Source organism: Variovorax sp. SRS16, from assembly GCF_901827165.1.
Taxonomy (GTDB): Bacteria; Pseudomonadota; Gammaproteobacteria; order Burkholderiales; family Burkholderiaceae_C; genus Variovorax.
This window is the reverse complement of record NZ_LR594666.1, coordinates 4,594,779-4,614,434: the sequence shown is the minus strand read 5'-3', so window position 1 is coordinate 4,614,434 and position 19,656 is coordinate 4,594,779. Positions and strand designations below refer to the sequence as shown.

The following is a 19,656-nucleotide window of genomic DNA, read 5'->3' as shown; positions in this document are numbered from 1 at the left end:
GTCTCCTTCAGTTGTTGTGGGTCAGGAAGAACGCACCGCTCATGCCCAGGCCAATGGCGATGACCACGGCGCGAACGACTCGGAGCGGCAGTGCCTTGGCCGCTGCTGCGCCGACATAGCCGCCGACGGTCGAGAAGGCCATCATCAAAATCGCCTCCCGCCAATGCACCAGCCCGGCCCACGCGAAGGTGAGCACCGAGATCGCCGAGAGCAGGAAGGACATGAGGTTCTTCAGGCCGTTGACGGCATTGAGGTTTCCGATGCCGGCCAGCGACAGCACAGCCATCAGCAGAATCCCGAGGCCGCCGTTGAAATAGCCGCCGTAGACAGCCACCGCGGCGAGCGCTGGCAGGCGCCATGGCAGGCTGCGCCCTGGGGCATCGCTGCGCGCGCCGGTGCCGAGGCCTCCGGCGGCGAACAGCAGGGTCGCGAAGAGCAGCAGCCAGGGCACGATGGCGCGGAAGGTCTGGTTGGAGGTCACCATGAGCAAGCCCGCGCCGGCCAGCCCGCCGGCCAGCCCGACGATCGACGCCTGCAGCAGCAGACGGCGGTCGATGGCCGCGAGTTCGCCGCGAAATCCCAGCGCGCCGCCCAGGTAGCCGGGAAACACGGCCACCGTGCTGGTCGCGTTGGCAGCCACCGGCGGAACCCCGAGCAGCACCAGCGCCGGCAAGGTGAGGAAGGTGCCGCCGCCGGCGACCGTGTTGAGCACGCCCGCGCCGAGGGCGGCCGCACAGAGAAGTGCGTCGTGCAGCATGTCGTGCCGATGCGGGCCGGCTCAGTGCGCGCCGAGGAAATCGAAGGCCGTCAGCGCGTAGATCCTGCCCAGTGCGCGCAACTCGTCGATGAAGACGTGCTCGTCGGCGGCGCCCATGTTGCAGGCCGTCAGGCCGCACACCACCGTTGGAATGCCGGCGGCGCGGTACAGCCGCGCATCCGAGGCGCCGACGCGCATGTTGACCACCGGCTGCCGGCCCAGCACGGCTTCGCAGTTGGCGGCCAGCGTGGTGATGACCTCGTGGCCCGGCGCGGTCCAGCTCGGTTCATAGCGGCGCAGGATCTCCAGGCTCAGGTCCCCATGCGGCGCGAGCAGTTCGCGGATGCGTGCTTCCACCGCAGCGGTATCGAGCCCTACCGGGATGCGGACGTCGACGGTGGCTTCGGCTGCATCGGCGATCAGGTTCGAGAGGCGCCCGCCCTGCATCGTGCCGAAGGTCAGCGTGACGCCTCGCAGCACCGCGCTCTCGCCGGCGCCGGACAGGGATTCCGACACGGCGGCGGAGCGCTCGATGGCGCGCAGCACCTCGGCGGGCGCGTCCACCGCCATCTGCCGGACGGCCGTCAGGCCCTGCATCGCCGCGAGTAGCTTCTCGATCGCGCAGTCGCCGTGGTGCACGTGGGCCGCATGGGCCGACTTGCCGCTCGCACGCAGGCGCATCCACAGCATGCCCTTTTCGCCGAAGCGCAGTACGCGGGTCGATCCGGTGTCGGCGCTGATCATCGCGTCGCCGCGCGCGGCCTCGACATGCGTCAGCAGGTGTTGCGTGCCGTCGGTGCCCATGGACTCCTCGTCGCCCACGAGCGTGGCGACCACCTCGCCGGCGAATGCGTCGCGCACGCCCGAGAGCTGCGCCATCGCGAACAGGATGGCGGCGATGCCGCCCTTCATGTCGGACACGCCGAGGCCATAGAGCTTGCCGTCGCGCATCTCGCCCGACGGGTCGGCCGTCCAGTCGGCGCGGTTCACCAGCGGAAAGGTATCCATGTGGCCGTTGAACACCAGGCGGCGGCCGCTGCTTACCGCGCCGCGCAGGCGAAGCACCAGATTCGCGACATGCGGCAAGGTGTCGTGGCGCTCGACCTCGAGGCCCGGGATGTCGCGGGCGATGGCCTCGATGGCGCGTGCCATCGCATGGGTGTTGCCGGGCGGGTAATGGCTGGGAACGCCGACCAGCCCGCGCGCCATCTCGGGCACGCGGTAGCTTTGGTTCTCGAGGGTGCTGGCAAGGGACGCGCGGGCAGAAAGCGAGCGGTCGTCGGTCCGGAAGGTGGCAGTGTTGTTCGTCATGGATCGAATGCTGAAACGCAGGTCGATCGGCGTCCAATTAGCAGAACGCGGGTGGTCATAAGCGCGCCGGGGAGGGGTAAACCCTGTCGATTGACCGGATCCGCCGAACAATGCGGCCCGCATTCAAGGCCTACCGCAGGCGTCCTTCGTTTCCTACAGTTCATCCATCGCAGCACCTTGCTGCATCGCGGACCCAGGAGACAAACCCATGCCAGCGACCGCCTACCAGACCCGATTCGGATCCCTCCAGCACTACGAGAAAGGCCACGTCGAGCCGATCGACGACGACGTGCGCCACTACGCGTTCTCCAATTGCTTCGAGATCGCGAACAAGAGCCGGCCCTACGAAAAGGTCGTGTTCGGCCAGAACCAGATCTACGTGCTGGAGACGCTGCGCGCCGAGGGCGTATCGCCCTGGTACACCTGCGCGCATGACGAGTTCGCGCTGGTGATGGATGGCGAGGTCGAGGTGCACCTGGTCAAGCTCGATGCCGGCCAGGTGGTCGGCGACGAGAGCAGGAATGGCGCCGTGCTCGTGCAGGGCGAACCCAAGGGCCAGAAGATGGGCTGGATGAAGCTGTCGCGTGGCCACCAGGGGCTGCTGCCGAAGAACACCGCCTACCAGTTCCGCACGGCGGGTGCGCCCGGCGTGATCGTGCTGCAGACCTGCAAAGGTGATCTCTCCGTAGAGAAGTGGGCAGACATCTGCCAGACGCACTGACCGATCGATCGCACGCACGAAGGAGCCCTCATGAACGCACCCGCTGAACTCGCCAAGGTCATCGCGTCGCAGCCCGACGCCACGCTCGGCTACAAGGACTTCTCGCTCGGCAGCTTCGGCTTCCGGCGCGACGAATATTTCGCCCACATCACCTGGAAGACGCGCGACGGCCGGCCGATGAGCCACACGCTGGACATCGGCAACTACCTGCGCGCGCTGATGCGCGACGTCGCCTGGGGCTTCTTCTATGGCTGGGTCAACTTCGACGACGTGGTCGGCACCGTCAACCACTACCAGTCGGTCGATCTCTATGCCGGCAGCTTCAACGGCACCATGAAGGCCGCCGGGATCGACCTGCTCGAGAACTTTCCCACCGCGCAGATCCGCGCCACCTTCGAAGCCATGCTCGACGACTGGACCAACGAGAGCTTCGACCCCTTCAGCGCGCCGCAGGAAACCGGCTCGCCCTATGGCCGAAAGAACGGCAACAACACCGCGAAGATCACGCGGGCGCGCGAACTCGCCACGCGCTGCGTGGGCCTCAAGGGCGACCTGAACCTGCGCAGCGACGCCAGCGGCGCGCCGATCAACCGCGCCTTCGCCGACGTGCCGCAGGCCCAGCCCGAACTGCATCCCGAGCCCGGCTTCGAGAACGAGGTGCACGGCTTCAATCTCTTCGGCTTCCTGTCGCGCTCGCAGGTCACGTGGAACCCGAGCTTCACCTCGGTGGTGAAGCACAGCTTCATGTGCCCGACGACCGAGGAACACATCCTGCCGATCATCCACGGCAACGACCGCGTCGAGTGGTTCTTCCAGATGACCGACGAGATCCATTGGGACTGCGGCGACAAGAACACGGGCAAGCCGATGGCGCGCGTGATCATGAAGGCCGGCGACATGGCCGCCATGCCCGCCTACTGCCGGCACCAGGGCTTCAGCCCCAAGCGCTCGATGCTGCTGGTGTGGGAGAACGGGTCGCCGAGCCTGGTGTACGAGATCCAGAAGGGCGAGTCGCCCGAGATCCCCGTCCAGTTCTGAATGGCCCCCTCTCCCGCACGCGGGAGAGGGCTGGGGTGAGGGTGGTATCCATGCCACCGCCGCCCCCTCACCCCAACCCTCTCCCCAGGGGAGAGGGAGGAATGCAAAGACATGACGCCCAACGACATCGCCACCGCGGCGGGCCTGCGCACGCCGATCCGCCACCAGCTCTTCATCGACGGCCGTTTCGTCGACGCCGAATCCGGCGAGACGCTCGCCACGCTCAACCCGCACGACAACGCGACCCTCGCCGACGTCGCATTGGCCGGCAAGGCCGACGTCGACCGCGCGGTGGCCGCCGCGCAGCGCGCCTTCCCGGCCTGGAGCCGCATGGCCGCCGCCGACCGCGGGCGCATCCTGCTGAAGCTCGCCGACCTGATCGACGCCCACACCGAAGAGCTCGCCCAACTCGAATCGCTCGACACCGGCCATCCGATCCGCGACACGCGCCGGCTCGACGTGCCGCGCACCGCGGGATGCTTTCGCTACTTCGGCGGCATGGCCGACAAGTTCCAGGGCGAGACCATCCCGGTCGAGGCCGGCTTCCTCAACTACACGCTGCGCGAGCCGGTCGGCGTCGTCGGCCAGATCGTGCCGTGGAACTTCCCGCTGATGTTCACCAGCTGGAAGATGGCGCCCGCGCTCGCGGCCGGCAACTGCATCGTGATGAAGCCGTCCGAGATCACGCCGCTGAGTTCGCTGCGCATCGCCGAGCTGATGGCCGAGGCCGGCCTGCCGCCCGGCGTGGTCAACATGGTGCCGGGCCTGGGCCATGTCGTGGGCCAGCACATCGCCGAGCATCCGGGCATCGCCAAGGTCGCGTTCACCGGCAGCACCGCGACCGGCCGGCGCATCGTGCAGGCCAGCGCCGGCAACCTGAAGAAGGTGCAGCTCGAACTCGGCGGCAAGGGCGCCAACATCGTGTTCGACGATGCCTTCCTGCCGGCCGCCGTCCACGGCAGCGCCTTCGCGATCTTCCATAACCAGGGCCAGGCCTGCATCGCCGGCTCGCGGCTGATGCTGCACGAGAAGATCGCCGATGCCTTCCTCGAAAAGTTCATTCCGCTCGCGCAATCGATCCGCCTGGGCAACCCGCTCGACGATGCGACCGAGATGGGGCCGCTCACCAGCGCACTGCACCGCGAGCGCGTGCTGAACTACGTCGAGATCGCGAAGGGCGAGGGCGGCGAGTTGCTCGCGGGCGGCAAGTCGCCGAGCGGCGAGTTGGCCCACGGCTGCTATGTCGAGCCGACCGTGGTGCGCGCCAAGTCCTGGCGCGACCGCGTGGCGCAGGAAGAAGTGTTCGGCCCCTTCGTCACCGTGCTCACCTTCAAGGACGACGAAGAGGCGATGCAGATCGCCAACGGCACCGACTACGGCCTGGGCAGTGGCCTGTGGACGCGCGACCTGCAGCGCGCGCACAAGGTCGCGCGCGAGCTGCACGCGGGCATGGTCTGGATCAACAGCTACAAGCGCGTGAATCCCGGCTCGCCCTTCGGCGGCGTCGGCCAGAGCGGCTACGGCCGCGAGATGGGCTTCGATGCGATGCGCGAGTACACGCAGGTCAAGAGCGTCTGGGTCAACGTCGATGCGCAGGTCCCGCCTCACTTCGTGCGTTGAGCTGTTTGTGCAAGAAGACTAACGAGAAGGAGACACCATGGCATTCAATCGCAGGCAGTTCACCCAGGCCGCGGCCGCGCTCGCCGCCGGCGGCGCCATGCCGCTCGTTTTTGCGGCCGACACGCTCAAGATCGGCTACGTCTCGCCGCAGACCGGTCCGCTCGCGCCCTTCGGCGAGGCCGACAAATGGGTCATCGACCAGATGAAGACCGCCTTCAAGGACGGCATCGCCGTCGGCGGCCGGAAGTACGCGGTGCAGATCGTGCTGAAGGACAGCCAGTCCAATCCGAATCGCGCGGGCGAGGTCGCCAACGACCTGATCCTGAAGGAGAAGGTCGCGCTCGTGCTCACCGCCGGCACGCCCGAGACCGCCAATCCGGTCAGCGATGCCTGCGAGCTCAACGAAGTGCCCTGCGTGTCGAGCGTGGTGCCGTGGCAGCCCTGGTTCTTCGGCCGCAAGGGCGATCCGGCCAAGGGCTTCGACTGGACGTACCACATGTTCTGGGGCCTGGAGGACGTCATCGCCAACTACACCAACGGCTGGAAGACGCTCGCCACCTACAAGAAGGTCGGCGGCCTGTTTCCCAACGACGGCGACGGCAATGCCTGGGGCGACAAGGAGCTTGGCTTTCCGAAGCCGCTCGCGCAGATGGGCTTCACGCTCACCGACCCCGGCCGCTACCAGGACGGCACGCAGGATTTCAGCGCGCAGATCGCGGCCTTCAAGCGCGACGGCGTGGAGATCGTGACCGGCGTGGTGATCCCGCCGGATGCCAAGACCTTCCTCACCCAGGCGCGGCAGCAGGGTTTCCGGCCCAAGATCATCACGCTCGGCAAGGCGCTGCTGTTCCCCGGCGCGATCGAGGCGCTCGGCGATCTCGGCGACGGCCTGTCGACCGAGGTGTGGTGGAGTCCTTCGCATCCCTTCACATCCAGCCTCACGAAGCAGAGCGCGAAGGCGCTGGCCGATGCCTACGAGGCCGGCGCGAAGAAGCAGTGGACGCAGCCGATCGGCTTCGCGCATGCGCTGTTCGAAGTCGCTTCCAGCGCGTTGTCGCGCGCCAAGTCGACCAAGGCCGCCGACGTGCGCGATGCCGTCGCCGCGACCGCGATCGATACCGTGGTCGGTCCGGTGAAGTGGGGCGGGCAGGGGCCGTTCAAGAACGTCAGCAAGACGCCGCTGGTGCTCGGGCAGTGGGGCAAGGGCAAGAAGTACAAGGTCGAGCTGACGATCGTCAATGACGAAGCGGCGAAAAATATTCCGACCGGCGGCACCTTGAAGCCGATGCCGGCCTGAGCAATGACCCTTCTGGCGTTGCACGCGGTCAGCAAGTCCTACGGCGCGCTCAAGGTCACCGACGACATCACGCTCGCGGTGACCGAGGGCGAGACCCTGGGCATCCTCGGGCCGAACGGCGCGGGCAAGACCACGCTGTTCAACCTGATCTCGGGCGACGTGCGCGTCGATGCCGGCCGCGTCGAATACGAGGGACGCGACGTGACCGCGCTCAAGCCGCACCAGCGCTGCCATGCGGGCATCGGCCGCAGCTACCAGGTGCCGCAGCCCTTCGGCCACATGAGCGTGTTCGAGAACCTCGTGACCGCTGCCTGCTTCGGCGCCGGCCAGCCGGAACATGAAGCCTGGCAGACCGCGCACGAGGTGCTGGAACAGACCGGCCTGATGCCGCATGCCAACAAGCCGGCCGGCGGCCTCACGCTGCTCGACCGCAAGCGGCTCGAGCTTGCGCGCGCGCTGGCGACGCGGCCGAAGCTGCTCCTGCTGGACGAGATCGCGGGCGGCCTGACCGAGCACGAGGCCAGGCAATTGGTGGCGGAGCTGCAGCGCATCAAGTCGCGCGGCGTGACCATGATCTGGATCGAGCACGTGGTGCACGCGCTGCTGTCGCTGGCCGACCGGCTGTTCGTCATCAACTTCGGCCAGAAGCTGGCCGAGGGCGAGCCGCGTGCCGTCATGAACGATGCCGAGGTGCGGCGCGTGTACATGGGGATGGAAGCATGAGCGGCGCCTTGCCATGCGGGGAGAGGACGGCATGACCGGGCTGCTCGCGGCCAGGGACTTGCGGGCGTTCTACGGCGACGCGCAGGCCTTGTTCGGCATCGACTTCACGCTCGACCCCGGCGAGCTGGTCGCCATCATCGGCGCCAACGGCGCGGGCAAGTCCACGCTGCTCAAGTGCCTGACCGGCCTGGTGCGCGCGCCGCGCGAGGCGGTGCACTTCAAGGGCGAAGCGATCGGCGGCCTGCCGCCCGGCGAGATCGTGCGGCGCGGCCTCGCGATGGTGCCCGAGGGACGGCGGCTGTTCCCGAGCCTCAGCGTCGAAGAGAACCTGTTGATGGGCGGCCTCACGCGGCGCCCCGGGCCGTGGAACCTGCGGCGTCTCTACACGCTGTTCCCGATCCTGGCCGACAAGCGCAAGGATCCGGCGACCTCGCTGTCCGGCGGCCAGCAGCAGATGGTGGCGCTGGGCCGTGCGCTGATGAGCAACCCCGAGCTGCTGCTGTGCGACGAGCTGTCGCTGGGCCTGGCGCCGATCGTGATCCGCGAGATCTACGCGGCCATGCCGGCCATCACGGGCGAGGGCATGACGGTGGTGATCGTCGAGCAGGACGTGACGATGGCGCAGCGCGTCTCGCGGCGCATCTACTGCCTGCAGGAGGGGCGGGTGTCGCTGCAAGGTCGTTCGGATGCGTTGTCGCGCGAGCAGATCTCACGTGCCTACTTCGGCATGTGAGCGGGAGCCATGCGTTGATCGAAACACTTCTTCAAGGCCTCCTGCTCGGCGGCCTCTACACGCTGTTCGCGCTCGGCCAGTCGCTGATGTTCGGCGTCATGCGCCTGACCAACACCGCGCAGGGCGACTTCATCGTGCTGGCCGCCTTCGCCGTCATCGCGGGCATCGGGCTGCTGGGCGATGCGCCCTTTCTGATCGCGCTCGCAGTGCTGCCGCTGGCCTTCGGCTTCGGCTATGCGCTGCAGCGCTGGGTGCTCAACGGCACGCTCGGCAAGGACCCGCTGCCTTCGCTGGTCGTGACCTTCGGCCTTTCGATCGTGATCCAGAACCTGCTGCTGGAAATCTTCTCGGCCGACCCGCGCTCGATCGAGATCGGCGGCCTCGCCACGCAGGGGCTGCGCATCGGCGAGTCGCTGTCGATCGGCGTGCTGCCGCTGGTCGTGCTGGCGGTCGCGCTCGCGGCCACGGCGGCGCTGCAATGGCTGTTCGCGGGCACGGCGCTGGGCCGCTCCTTCCGCGCGGTCTCGGACGATCGCGAAATCGCCGAGCTGATGGGACTGAACGCGAAGAAGGTCTATGCGCTCGCGACCGCCATCGCCTTCGTGCTGATCGCCATCGCCGGCGCGCTGCAGGGCATGCGCACCACGGTGTCGCCATCGGACGGTCCGCTGTTGCTGCTGTTCGCGTTCGAGGCCGTGATCATCGGCGGCATGGGCTCGTTCTGGGGCACGCTGGCCGGTGCGATGATCCTCGGCCTCACGCAGCAGATCGGCTTCCGGCTCGACCCGGGCTGGGGCATCTGGTTCGGCCATATCGTGTTCCTGCTGGTGCTCGTGCTGCGGCCGCAGGGGCTTTTTCCGAAGACGCGGGCATGACGACCACGAACCCGACTTTCGATGTGGTGCGCAGCACGGCGGCAAGCCGCGCGGCGCTGGTGGTGGGCGTGCTGCTGGTCGCGTTGGCCGCCAGCCTGCCCTTCTGGGGCGAGTCGAGCTGGATGCGCGAGTTCGTCGAAATCGCGTGCTACTTCATCTTCGCGATGATGTGGAACCTGCTCGCGGGCTATGGCGGCATGGTGAGCATCGGGCAGCAGGCCTTCTTCGGCTTCGGCGGCTACGTGATGCTGATGCTCGGCAACTTCGCAGGAATCAATCCCTTCGTTGCGATTCCGCTGGGCGCATTGGCTGCGGGACTGATCGCGGTGCCGGTGTCCTTCGCGGCCTTTCGCCTGTCGGGCGGCTACTTCGCGGTCGGCACCTGGGTGATCGCCGAGGTGTTCCGGCTCAGCTTCGCGAATGTCTCGGCCGTGGGCGGCGGCTCGGGCACCACGCTCACCGCGCTGCGCGGCATCGACAAATCGACGCGCGAGAGCGTGACCTACTGGATGGCGCTGGCCTGCGTGGTCGCGGCGATCGCGCTGGTCTACCTGTTCCTGCGCAGCAAGCGCGGCCTCGCGCTGCTTGCGATCCGCGACAACGAGGTGGCGGCCGAGTCGCAGGGCGTGCCGGTGGCGCGCATGAAGCTCGCGGTGTACGTGGTCGCGGCCTTCGGCGCAGGCCTCGCGGGCGCGCTCTACTTCGTCGGCAACCTGCGCATCAGCCCCGATGCGGCCTTCAGCGTCAACTGGTCGGCCTTCGCGATTTTCATGGTGGTGATCGGCGGGCTCGGTCGCATCGAAGGGCCGCTGGTGGGTGCGCTCATCTTCTGGGCGCTCAACAAGTTCCTGAGCGACTATGGCACCTGGTATCTGCTCGGGCTCGGGCTGCTCGCGATCCTCGTCACGCTGTTCTTCAAGCAGGGCCTGTGGGGCTATGCGCAGCAGCGCTGGGGCTGGTCGCTGTTCCCGACGCAGCGCCGGCATGCCGCGGCGCGCACGCCGATCATTCGGCCGTGATGATCGCCCGGCTCAGAAGCTGAGGGTGGCAGCACCTTCCATCAGCCGTGCGTGAACGGCACTGGCACCGGTGATGACGACACCTTCGATCAGATCCTCCTGCACATAGCCGCGCGATGCGACGCAAGGCGGGCAGGCCCAGACGGTGCCGCCGCGCGCCATGAAATCATCGATCAGGGCCTTGAGCGGTGCCAGCGGCGGGACGTGTGTCAGGTCCACCGCGCGCTTGCGCACGAGATCGATGGCGGCGCTGGTCAGGAAGAGATAGGGCTTGAGCCCCGAAGTGATCGCACCGCAGGCGATCGTCAAGGCCACCGATGAAAGCTCATGGTCCGTGCCGCGGGTCACGAGGACGACGAGTTCGCGCGAGTTCTCTGTCATGGCTGCTCCAGTCGATCAAGAAAAAAGAGGCAGGCTCTATGATGGTCGGGCGCCTTGCCGCTGCCTTGCCCCTTCGTCCGCACTTGTTGCCCGAAACGCCGCGGCCTACAGAGATCGGAGCCTTTCATGGATGTGCTGTCCAGTCTTCTGAGCACGATTCGACTCAATGGCGCACTGTTCCTCAACGCCGACATGCATGCGCCGTGGTGCGTGAACATACCCACGGGCGCCGAGCTGGCCAGGCTGTTGCGGCCCGAGGCGCATCGCCTCGCGGTCTGCCATCTGCTGCTGGAGGGACGGTGCTGGATACGGCTGGAGGATGGCGATCCGATCGAACTGGTGGCGGGCGACGTCGTGACGTTCCCGCGCGCCGACGCTCATGTGGTGGGCAGCGATCTCCAGTACTCGGCCGTGCAGGTGGACCATGTGGTCCAGCCCAGGGTTCCGGAGCTGAACCGCATTCGCTACGGCGGCGATGGCGAAAAGAGCGTCGTCGTCTGCGGTTGGTTCGCCTACGACGGCGATGGCTCGAATCCCCTGACCGACGCGCTGCCGCGGATTTTCCGGACCGGGTTGCGCCACCGCGCCGCGGGGCCCTGGATCGAGCAGTCGATCCGCTTCGCGTTGGCCGAAGCCGCGTCTGCCGGACCGGGCGTCGATGCGCTGGTCAGCAGGGCCGCCGAGGTGCTCTTCCTGGAAGCCCTGCGCGCCTACATCGAGACGATTCCGCCCGGGCAGTCGGGATGGCTTGCCGGCCTCAAGGATGCCGTCGTGGGCCGCTGTCTCGGCTTGATGCATGAATCGCCCGGGCACGAGTGGACGGTCGATGCGTTGGCGCAAGTGCTCAACCTGTCGCGCAGCGCGCTCGCGGAGCGCTTCACGAAATACGTCGGCGTGCCGCCGATGCAATACCTGACCCGCTGGCGCATGGTGGTGGCGGCCGGCCAGCTGCGTGAACGACGCGGCGATCTGGCGCGTGTCGCGGCCTCGGTGGGCTATGAGTCCGAGGCTGCATTCAACCGCGCCTTCAAGCGCGAGTTCGGCACGACCCCCGGGCAATGGAAGCGGCGGAACCAGGCGGCGGGGCCGGCCGAGTCCGCGTCACAGCCGCATTGAGCGCGCGTGCTCAGGCGCCTGCGGGGGCGAGCTCGATCGCCGCGTCCTGCACGATGTAGCCCACGTAGCGGAAGTCGCGAATGGATGCCACGCGATCGGCCGACCACGTGAGTTCGATGAAGTAGGCGGGCCCTTCGGCGAGCGGATCGCTCATCACCGCCAGCACCTCGCGGTCATCGAGCCACGCAGGCTGCAGCCGCCAGCCCTCGGTGCGGTCGTAGTTGCCGAAATAGACGCCGACCTCGCGCCGCCCCGCCGCCTTGCGCCGCGAGACCAGGTCCAGCCGTACGTCGTCGGCGAGCATCGCGCGCACGCCGTCCCAGTCGTGGGCGTTGAAGAGGCTCGCGTACTGCGCCAGCGCCGGCGAGACCGCGCGCGGCGACGGGCCGGCCGTCGAGGCCGGTGCCGCGGCCAGCGTGCGCAGCAGGGTCCGTCCGCGGTGCAGCGCGGCCTTCACGGCGGGCAGGCTCAGATCGAGTTCGGCCGCGATCTCTTCCAGCGAATGGTCGAGCAGGTCCTTGAGGATCACGCAGCCGCGCTGCGCCGGCGCGAGTTCGAGGAAGCACGAGATCGCCGCGTTCACGGCCTGCCGGCGGGCCAGTGCGCTGTCGGGTTCGCGGCCGCGGTCGTCGGCGATCTCGAGCGCGGCATCGAGCGGCTCGCTGCGGCGATAGGCCTCGCGCCGCAGGTGATCGATGGCGCGGTTGTGCGCGATGCGAAAGAGCCAGGGCCTGAGCGGCGGCAGTTCCTTGAACTCCGACAGCTCGTAGTAGGCGCGCGCCAGCGTGTCCTGCACCACGTCCTCGCCGTCGGCGACCGAGCCGGTCATGCGCGTGCAGTAGCGGTGCAGGTCCGGCCGCACGTGCGCCACCAGCGCGAGGAATTGCCGCCGGCCCTCTTCCAGCGCGGAGATGACGCCGGCGGCGTCAGTCGCCGAAGAATCCATAGGATCCGATCTCGTGCAGTTGCGTGCTGACCGGCGGCTCCTCGCAGCGGTCGCGGATGCCGGCGACGAAGGCCTTGAAGGCCGGCAGCGCGGTCAGCGCATTGCTGCCGTCCGCGGCCTCGTGCGAGACGATGTGGACGAAGCTCACCCCGTCGTCGAGCCGGAAGGTGGCATAGTGCAGCCCCGGCGGCCGCAGCCGGTGGAGCTCGTCGTAGACCGCGCGCGCGAAGCCTTCGTTCTCGGCCACGCGGTCGGCCTTGAGTCGGTAGCGAATCATTTGCTTCATGATGATGACAGCCTTTCTCCGGCAATGGCCGGTAGGGAGAAGGAATCTTCGGGGCTTGCATGGCAAGGACGCACGGGCAGCGCCAAAGGATGCGGTGCCGCGCGCATCGTGTGCCTTTTTCCACGGCGGGATCACCCGGGCTTGCCGGCAGCCCGGTGCGGCTGGCCTACCATGGTGCCCTGTCCGAACCGCGCACCCCCTACAGGAATCGACATGACCCCGATCCAGCCTTCCAGTGCAGAAACCCCGAAGGCGACGGCCGCACCCGCGGCGGGCCGGGGTGCGGAATTCGCCTGGCCCAATCCTCCGTATGCGAAGGAGGTCGCGGCCGCGACGCCGCTCGAGCCGCAGCCCTGCGAGGTCGTCGGCCTGAATGCCAAGCGCGTGACCGGCCGCATGACGCATTTCTCGGCCGTCAACGAAGTGGTCCACGTGCAGCTGCCGCAGGCGCGCACGCGGGTCACGGTGCGCTTCGACCAGTTCCGCACGCTGACGCTGATCGCGCCGCTGGCGCCTTTTGCCGTGTCCGGCCCGCGCAAGGTCTCCGGCTACCGCGTGCTGCTGAACGATGGCGACGAGCTGACCGGCGAGACCCTGGGCCATGTCGAAACCGGCTTCGGGCTGTTCCTGTTCCCGCCGGCCGGCGACGATGGCTCGGTCTGGCGCCTGTTCGTGCCGCGCGCCAGCCTGCAGCGCTTCGAGGTCGGCAAGGGCGCGGCCGCGCCGGAGGCCGCCGAAGGCCCGGGCGAGGCCGAGGCGCACAACATCGGCGAACTGCTGTCGTCGACGCAGGTGAGCTCGCGCGAGCAATTGCTCGAAGCCATCGAACGGCAGGCCCGCATGCCGATCGTTCGCATCGGCGAGGCACTGACCTCGCTCGGCATGATCACCGAGCGCGAACTCGGCGATGCGCTGGCGCAGCAGCAGCTCGACCGCAGCGTGCCGCTGGGCGAAGTGCTGGTGCGCATGGGCATCGTCACGCGGCCCGATCTGCAGACCGCGCTGGCGCGCAAGATGGGCTATCCGCTGGTGAACCTGGACGCCTTTCCGACCGAGGCCGACGCGCTGCGCAAGATCGGCCATGCAGTCGCCGAGCGCCTGCAGGTCATGCCGCTGCTGATCCACGACGGACGGCTGATCCTGGCCATGGACGACCCGATCAACCGCCACGCGGCCATCGACGAGGCCGAGTTCAGCGCGCAGATGAAGGTGGTCGCGGTGCTCGGCCAGACCGCCGACCTCGACGGCGTGCAACGCGCGGCCTACGAGAAGATCGGCTCGGTCGAAGGCCGCTCGCGCTCGTTGGAAACACAGGGCTCGATCGATTTCCAGCTCACCGACACCAACGAGCTGATCGAAACGCTGGAGAAGGAAGGCCAGAACCCTTCCGACGACGATGCGCCCATCGAGCAGTCGGACAACTCGCTGGTGCGCATGATCAACCGCATGATCCTCGAGGCGCACCGCGAAGGCGTGTCCGACATCCACATCGAGAGCTACCCGGGCCGCGAGAAGATCCGCATCCGCTTTCGCAAGGACGGCCGGCTGCGCACCTACCTCGAGCTGCCGCCGAACTACCGCAACGCGATGATCGCGCGCGTCAAGATCATGTGCGACCTCGACATCAGCGAGAAGCGCAAGCCCCAGGACGGCAAGATCAACTTCGCCAAGTTCTCGCCGCAGCACCGCATCGAGCTGCGCGTCGCGACCATCCCGACCAACAACGGCCTGGAGGACGTGGTGATGCGGATCCTGGCCTCGGCCAAGCCGATCGCGCTCGACCGGCTCGGGCTCTCGCCCTACAACCTGGAGCACCTCAAGCGCGCCATCAACCGACCCTACGGCATGGTGCTGTGCGTCGGCCCGACCGGCTCGGGCAAGACCACCACGCTGCACTCGGCGCTGATGCAGATCAACGTGCCGGAGCGCAAGATCTGGACCGCCGAGGATCCGATCGAAATCACCCAGGCCGGCCTGCGCCAGGTGCAGGTCAACCCGCGCATCGATTGGACCTTCGCCAAGGCGCTGCGCGCCTTCCTGCGCGCCGACCCGGACGTGATCATGGTCGGCGAGATCCGCGATGAGGAAACTGCCAAGACCGCGATCGAGGCATCGCTGACGGGCCACCTGGTGCTGTCGACGCTGCACACCAACAGCGCACCCGAGACCGTGACGCGCCTGCTCGACATGGGCATGGACCCGTTCAACTTCGCCGACTCGCTGCTCGGCGTGCTGGCGCAGCGCCTGGTGCGGCGGCTGTGTTCGCAGTGCATCGAGAGCCGGCCGGCGACGCCCGAGGAAGTCGAGGAGCTGATGTCCGACTACATGCACGTCTTCGGCGCCGGCGACACGCCAGCCGCGCGCGAGGCGCTGCATGCCGAGTGGGTGGAGCGCCATGGCCGCGAGGGCCGGCTGCAGCGCTACACCAGCGTCGGTTGCCCGGCCTGCGACAAGACCGGCTACAAGGGCCGTGTCGGCGTGCACGAGCTGATGGTCATGACGCGCGAGCTGCGCTACCTGGTACAGACCGGCTCGCGCGCCGAGCTGCTGCAGGAGACCGCGCTGCGCGAAGGCATGCGCACGCTGCGCCAGGACGGCATCGAGAAGGTGCTGGCGGGGCAGACCAGCATCGACGAAGTGCGCGCGACGAGCAACGTCTGACGCGCGGCCGCCGCGCGCGGCTCAGTCGTCTTCGTGCACCTGATGCTGGCCGACCAGCGTCTGTTGCACGGTCGGCGGCACGGCCTCGTAGTGCGACAGGGAGATGGTGTAGCGCCCCTGCCCGCTGGTCATCGCGTTGAGCCGCGACTGGTAGCCCGACAGTTCGGACATCGGCGCCTGCCCGTGGATCAGCACCGTGCCCGCCGTCACGTTGGAGGTGCCGCTGACCAGGCCGCGCCGCACCGACAGGTCGCCGGTGACGTCGCCGATCGCATGGTCGGGCGCGGCGATGTCGATCCGGACCACCGGCTCCAGCACGATCGGCCGCGCGCCGCGGATCGCCGCCATGAAGGCCTTGCGACCGGCGGTGGCGAAGGCGATGTCCTTGCTGTCGACGCTGTGGTGCTTGCCGTCGTAGACCACCACGCGCACGTCGACCACCGGATAGCCGGCGATCGCGCCATGCACCAGCACTTCGCGCACACCCTTCTCGACCGCGGGAATAAACTGGCCCGGGATGGTGCCGCCGCGCACCTCGTCGACGAACTCGAAGCCGGCGCCGCGTGCCAGCGGCTCGATGCGCAGGTAGACCTCGCCGAACTGGCCGGCGCCGCCGGTCTGCTTCTTGTGGCGGTGATGGCCTTCGGCCGGCGCCGTCACCGTCTCGCGGTAGGCGATGCGCGGCGGCCGCGTGTTGACCTCGAAGCGGTAGACCTCGCGCAGCCGGTCGAGCAGCACGCGCAGGTGCAGCTCGCCCAGGCCGTAGACGATGGTCTCGTTGGTGACGCTGGCGTGCTCCAGCCGCAGGCACGGGTCCTCGGCGACCAGCTTGCCGAGGATCTCCCAGGCGCGCTGCTCGTCGCCGTGCCGCTTGGGCTCGATCGCCAGGCCGTGTACCGGGATCGGGAAGTCCAGCGGCGCGAGGTGCACGTGGTCGTCCTCGGCCGCGTCGTGCAGCACCGCGTCGAACTGGATCTCGTCGACCTTGGCCACTGCCACGATGTCGCCCGGCAGCGCGCGCTGCACCTCGACATGGTCCTTGCCTTGCAGCATGAACAGGTGGCCGACCTTGAAGGGCTTGCGGCCATCGCCGACATAGAGCTGGCTGTCGCGCGTGAGCGTGCCCTGATAGACGCGGAAGATGCCCAGCTTGCCGACATACGGATCGACCGTGACCTTGAACACGTGCGCCAGCACGTGCAGCGACGGATCGGGCAATGCGCGCAGCGGCTGCGCCTCGGCGCCCTCGCCGACGAGGAAGTCGGGCGGGTTGGCCTCGGTTGGATCGGGCAGCAGCTTGACGATCACGTCCAGCAGCTCGGCCACGCCGGCACCCGTGCGCGCCGAGACGAAGCACACCGGGATCAGGTGGCCTTCGCGCAGCGCCTGTTCGAGCGGCGCGTGCAGCTCGGCCGGATCGACGTCGCCGTCCTCGAGGTAGCGGTCGACGAAGGCGGCATCGACCTCGACCACCTGCTCGACCAGCGCGCGGTGGGCCGCGTCGACGGCGCCGATGTCGGAATGGCCCTCGCGGTTGTAGAAGCAGTCCACCACCTGCGTGCCGCCGGCGTCCGGCAGGTTGAGCGGCAGGCATTCGCGGCCGAAGGCGGTCTGGATCTGCGCCAGCAGGCCCGCCAGATCGACGCCCTGGGCGTCGATCTTGTTGACGATGACCATGCGGGTCAGATGGCGCGAGGCCGCATACGTCATCATGCGCAGCGCCATCGGTTCGATGCCGATCGCGGCATTGATGACGATGGCCGCGGTCTCCACGGCCTCCAGCGCCGGCAGGCTCTGGCCGAGGAAATCGGGGCCGCCGGGGGTGTCGATGAAATGAATCCGCGTGCCCGCATGCACGAGGTTCAGCACCGAGGCATTGAGCGAATGCTGCATGCGGCGCTCGAGCGGATCGTGGTCGCTGACGGTGCTGCCGCGCTCGATGCTGCCCGGCGCGCCGATGGCGCCCGAGCGGTGCAGCAGCGCTTCGGCCAGCGTGGTCTTGCCGCTGGCCGAGGCACCGACGAGCGCCAGTGTGCGCACAGCTTCCATTTCGGCCGCGAGGCCGTTCGATCGGCTTGGCATGGGCGGGTCTCCTTCAGCCCGGAGGCGGACCGGACTGCCTGGTTGGGATCGCGTGCACCGCCTTGACGGCAAACCAGCGTACGGGATCGCGCCCTTCGGCGCAAGCCGAGGAAGCGCGGGCCCCGGGGCCGGCCTAGGACTGCGGCTTGCGCGGCACGCGCTGCGCCGGGTCGTAGAAGAAGGTCTCTTCGGCGATGCGTTCGCCTTCCCAGCGCTGGTAGGCAAGCTCTTCCATGTGCGTGACGGTGCCGTCCTTCCACTCGAAGTGGAAGATCCAGCGGATCACGACCTTGTCGCCATTCACGAACACGGGGCGCACGCAGGTCGAACTGATCGACGCGGCGCGCGGCAGCATCGCGCGCTCGCGTGCCACGGCCGTATCGCGGCCGTGGCGCGGCGGTTCCTGGTTCTCCTGCAGCGAGGCGTTCTCGGTGTAGAACTCCTCGACCGCTTCGGCATGCGCGTTCTCTTCGACGCGGGCGATGAATCGTTCGAGCGTTTCGGGCGTGGGCATTCGGCTTCCTTTGCGAGAGGAATCATTTTGGCTGGACCTTCGCGATCCGCTGGCCGTCGCTGGTTGCCGTGAGCGTCGACCGAAAGCCGATCGATCGCGTCCATGCGGGCGTCTCGGGTTGCCAATCAAGGATCGTTGCGCCAGGCGCGTGACGAACCGATACGGTGCCGTCGATGATCTTGCCAAGCCCGCTCAGCCGGATCTCGAAGCGCGAACTGCCGTCGGGTGCCTCGCCGGTCAAGGGCAGCGCAGGATCGAAGCGGATGTCCAGTTTCCGTTCGGCCGTCGTCGCCGCGTAGCTGTCGATGCGCCCTCGGGCGTCGGTGGTCAGCACGAGGCGTTCTCCCGACATCCGCGGCGCCACGTAGACCGGCCGGGCATCGGGCCCTTCGCGGGAGAAGCGGATCGCATATCGGCGCTGCCACGGTGATCGAGAGGTCAGCGTCGAATGCCTGCAGATGCAAGGAAAGGCCCAGCGGGCCGGCCGGGTCTCCGATTTCCGCGTATTCGATTGGCTGGTAGGTCCATCGGTTCTGCTTCGCCAGCGCGGGGCTGTCGGTGAAGCTGAACTGTCGCTTGGGCGGCTTGCGTTCCGTGAAGAAGACCCATCGGACGGCACGCCCCTGCGCGTCTCGCCGGCTCATCACCTCCACCGCTTCGTAGACCGGGTGCCTTGGAAGCCAGATGAACCAATGGTGAGTCCACCGGTCCGCGACTAGGCGGAAAGGCACGACCGGCATGGCCGCGGAGGCCGCTGCCGCAGCGCCGGGAAGCCACGCGGCGAAGGCGCCGAGCGACGTGATGATCATGGCCCTGCGGCCCGCTGGATCCTCGCCGCGTTTCACTGAGGTGCCTTCCATGCGGGCGACCCGGTGTGTCCAGTCGTGAGCCGATTGGGCAGGACCGGCTGCGCTTGCGCGAAGCATTGACTGATCAGACGCTCTCCCTTGACGCGGAAATGGTAGCCCGGCCTTGCGCGCGCGCGGCCCTGCGGGCCCGGATCCCGGCGCGGGCGTCGATGTGTGGGCGCTATGGAGCCCTTCGCCGCCGCAGCCGTCGCTGCCGCCTGAGCGACGCACTGCCTTACCCGCTGATGTGGGCTTTCAGCGACGCCGGGGGGCGAGGCGGGCCGCCGGGCGCGTGGCCTTTTGCACGAAACGGCGGATCGGTTGAGGCTGCCGTCCCAAACGTGACTTCTGCGCTTCCGTGCGGAAGGGGAAGCGCGTTAAATGAAGTCTTTGGTATTCAAGTCGAGGACTGCCATGATCACCGCCCTGAGGACTTCGTCCGCGCGTGCCCTGCACTGGCTGTCGGCCGCGCGTCGCGCCCGGATCGTGCGGCAAACCCGCCTGCGCCGCCGCCGGCGGCAGACCGTGTTCGCGCAGGCCCATGGGCAGATCATGCTGCTCGATTGCCAGCGGCACCTCGGCTGGTGGTCGGGCGTGGTGAAGATCCGCGACGCCTCGCAGGACCGCGTCGTCCACGTCTGCTGCGAGCTGCGGGCTTCGATGCAGGATGCACTGGGCGACGCCGAGCAGGATGCGCAGCGCCTGGCGCTGATGTTCGCGCAGTAGCC

General features: G+C 68.2%; 19 protein-coding genes. 11 read left to right on the top strand and 8 right to left on the bottom strand.

Annotated features, from left to right (window positions below; genetic code table 11):
* Positions 1 to 7 precede the first annotated feature (7 nt).
* Positions 8 to 757 carry a sulfite exporter TauE/SafE family protein gene (locus tag E5P2_RS22360; RefSeq protein ID WP_162569341.1) on the bottom strand — a complete coding sequence of 250 codons (750 nt, stop codon included), beginning with the start codon at positions 755 to 757 and terminating at the stop codon, positions 8 to 10.
* Positions 758 to 778: 21 nt separating this feature from the next.
* Complete coding sequence (locus E5P2_RS22355) at positions 779 to 2,068, bottom strand: M20/M25/M40 family metallo-hydrolase (protein ID WP_162569340.1); 1,290 nt, start codon at positions 2,066 to 2,068, stop codon at positions 779 to 781.
* A 208-nt stretch (positions 2,069 to 2,276) separates the two neighbouring features.
* Here E5P2_RS22355 and E5P2_RS22350 point away from each other — a divergent pair, with 208 nt between their 5' ends.
* From E5P2_RS22350 to E5P2_RS22315, 8 genes are all read left to right on the top strand, one after another.
* Entirely contained in the window at positions 2,277 to 2,789 is a 513-nt protein-coding gene (locus tag E5P2_RS22350; protein WP_162569339.1) for a hydroxyquinol 1,2-dioxygenase, read from the top strand.
* A 30-nt stretch (positions 2,790 to 2,819) separates the two neighbouring features.
* Positions 2,820 to 3,827 carry a hydroxyquinol 1,2-dioxygenase gene (locus tag E5P2_RS22345; RefSeq protein WP_162569338.1) on the top strand — a complete coding sequence of 336 codons (1,008 nt, stop codon included), beginning with the start codon at positions 2,820 to 2,822 and terminating at the stop codon, positions 3,825 to 3,827.
* Between the two features lie 156 nt (positions 3,828 to 3,983).
* The gene (locus tag E5P2_RS22340; protein WP_162570612.1) at positions 3,984 to 5,447 is read left to right on the top strand and encodes an aldehyde dehydrogenase family protein; all 1,464 of its coding nucleotides are present in this window, start codon (positions 3,984 to 3,986) and stop codon (positions 5,445 to 5,447) included.
* A gap of 37 nt (positions 5,448 to 5,484) precedes the next feature.
* Complete coding sequence (locus E5P2_RS22335) at positions 5,485 to 6,744, top strand: ABC transporter substrate-binding protein (RefSeq protein ID WP_162569337.1); 1,260 nt, start codon at positions 5,485 to 5,487, stop codon at positions 6,742 to 6,744.
* 3 nt (positions 6,745 to 6,747) lie between these two features.
* On the top strand, positions 6,748 to 7,467 hold the full coding sequence (locus E5P2_RS22330) for an ABC transporter ATP-binding protein (protein WP_162569336.1): 720 nt from the start codon (positions 6,748 to 6,750) through the stop codon (positions 7,465 to 7,467).
* Positions 7,468 to 7,498: 31 nt separating this feature from the next.
* Positions 7,499 to 8,200: an ABC transporter ATP-binding protein gene (locus E5P2_RS22325; RefSeq protein ID WP_162569335.1), complete on the top strand. Its 702-nt coding sequence runs from the start codon at positions 7,499 to 7,501 to the stop codon at positions 8,198 to 8,200.
* A gap of 14 nt (positions 8,201 to 8,214) precedes the next feature.
* The gene (locus tag E5P2_RS22320) at positions 8,215 to 9,075 is read left to right on the top strand and encodes a branched-chain amino acid ABC transporter permease (RefSeq protein WP_162569334.1); all 861 of its coding nucleotides are present in this window, start codon (positions 8,215 to 8,217) and stop codon (positions 9,073 to 9,075) included.
* A complete protein-coding gene (locus E5P2_RS22315) occupies positions 9,072 to 10,094 on the top strand; it encodes a branched-chain amino acid ABC transporter permease (protein WP_162569333.1) in 1,023 nt (340 codons plus the stop codon). Before E5P2_RS22320 ends, E5P2_RS22315 begins: the two co-directional genes overlap by 4 nt.
* A gap of 12 nt (positions 10,095 to 10,106) precedes the next feature.
* Here the strand turns inward: E5P2_RS22315 and E5P2_RS22310 are convergent, their stop codons facing one another.
* Positions 10,107 to 10,475, bottom strand: a complete 369-nt coding sequence (locus E5P2_RS22310; RefSeq protein ID WP_162569332.1) for a DsrE family protein — start codon at positions 10,473 to 10,475, stop codon at positions 10,107 to 10,109.
* 126 nt (positions 10,476 to 10,601) lie between these two features.
* Here E5P2_RS22310 and E5P2_RS22305 point away from each other — a divergent pair, with 126 nt between their 5' ends.
* On the top strand, positions 10,602 to 11,591 hold the full coding sequence (locus tag E5P2_RS22305; RefSeq protein ID WP_162569331.1) for an AraC family transcriptional regulator: 990 nt from the start codon (positions 10,602 to 10,604) through the stop codon (positions 11,589 to 11,591).
* Positions 11,592 to 11,601: 10 nt separating this feature from the next.
* Here the strand turns inward: E5P2_RS22305 and E5P2_RS22300 are convergent, their stop codons facing one another.
* Positions 11,602 to 12,537 carry an RNA polymerase sigma factor gene (locus E5P2_RS22300; protein ID WP_162569330.1) on the bottom strand — a complete coding sequence of 312 codons (936 nt, stop codon included), beginning with the start codon at positions 12,535 to 12,537 and terminating at the stop codon, positions 11,602 to 11,604.
* On the bottom strand, positions 12,518 to 12,823 hold the full coding sequence (locus tag E5P2_RS22295; protein WP_162569329.1) for a hypothetical protein: 306 nt from the start codon (positions 12,821 to 12,823) through the stop codon (positions 12,518 to 12,520). The genes E5P2_RS22300 and E5P2_RS22295 overlap by 20 nt, the downstream gene beginning before the upstream one ends.
* A 213-nt stretch (positions 12,824 to 13,036) precedes the next feature.
* On the opposite strand from E5P2_RS22295, the gene E5P2_RS22290 reads away from it, so the two are divergent.
* The gene (locus tag E5P2_RS22290) at positions 13,037 to 15,484 is read left to right on the top strand and encodes a GspE/PulE family protein (protein WP_443083524.1); all 2,448 of its coding nucleotides are present in this window, start codon (positions 13,037 to 13,039) and stop codon (positions 15,482 to 15,484) included.
* Between the two features lie 21 nt (positions 15,485 to 15,505).
* Here the strand turns inward: E5P2_RS22290 and fusA are convergent, their stop codons facing one another.
* The 3 genes from fusA to E5P2_RS22275 form a co-directional block, all read right to left on the bottom strand.
* Entirely contained in the window at positions 15,506 to 17,566 is a 2,061-nt protein-coding gene (fusA, locus tag E5P2_RS22285) for an elongation factor G (protein ID WP_162569328.1), read from the bottom strand.
* 133 nt (positions 17,567 to 17,699) lie between these two features.
* Positions 17,700 to 18,080 (bottom strand): nuclear transport factor 2 family protein, encoded by a 381-nt coding sequence (locus E5P2_RS22280; RefSeq protein ID WP_162569327.1) that lies wholly within the window; start codon positions 18,078 to 18,080, stop codon positions 17,700 to 17,702.
* 22 nt (positions 18,081 to 18,102) lie between these two features.
* Complete coding sequence (locus tag E5P2_RS22275; RefSeq protein WP_162569326.1) at positions 18,103 to 18,414, bottom strand: hypothetical protein; 312 nt, start codon at positions 18,412 to 18,414, stop codon at positions 18,103 to 18,105.
* Positions 18,415 to 19,342: 928 nt separating this feature from the next.
* Here E5P2_RS22275 and E5P2_RS22270 point away from each other — a divergent pair.
* Complete coding sequence (locus E5P2_RS22270) at positions 19,343 to 19,654, top strand: hypothetical protein (protein WP_162569325.1); 312 nt, start codon at positions 19,343 to 19,345, stop codon at positions 19,652 to 19,654.
* Positions 19,655 to 19,656: the final 2 nt, after the last annotated feature.